Origin of the sequence: Legionella gresilensis (genome assembly GCF_900639865.1) — a bacterium.
In the GTDB taxonomy this organism is placed as follows: Bacteria; Pseudomonadota; Gammaproteobacteria; order Legionellales; family Legionellaceae; genus Legionella_C; species Legionella_C gresilensis.
Genome location: NZ_CAAAHX010000053.1, coordinates 1 through 482 on the forward strand (window position 1 = coordinate 1; position 482 = coordinate 482).

Sequence of the window (482 nt, forward strand, 5' to 3'; positions counted from 1 at the left end):
AAACGCCTGTCATTCAAAAGACAGGAAGCCGTTTTAAAGTCAATATGCTTGCTGCTATTAGCCCACAAGGATTTATGAATTGGATGGTCTTTGAAAACAACTGTGACAGTAAAACATTCATAGAATTTCTAGCGAGATTACGTCGTCAGGTCAAACAGAAAGTATTTTTGATTGTCGATAATCATCGCATGCATCATAGTAAAAAGGTAAAGCAATATGTTGAGAAATATAAACACGACATAGAAATTTTTTTTACCTCCTTACAGTCCTGAGTTAAACCCTCAAGAGCTGGTTAATCAAGATGTGAAAGCTAATGCGTGCTTATTCAAACCGGTGCGCAATACCCAAGATTTATTGATAAATATCAGAACTTACCTGACCAAAATACAATTTAATGAATTTAAAATCATGAACTTCTTTAAGAAAAATGAAACGAAATATGCTGCCTGGGAAATGACCAATAATTTAAAGCCAGGGTAATA

1 protein-coding gene is annotated in these 482 nt (G+C 34.2%); it reads left to right on the forward strand.

The window, feature by feature from the left end; translation table 11 throughout:
* Window positions 1-272: transposase (locus E1P04_RS17520; protein ID WP_207386060.1), on the forward strand; the 272-nt coding region annotated here is incomplete at its 5' end.
* Window positions 273-482 lie beyond the last annotated feature (210 nt).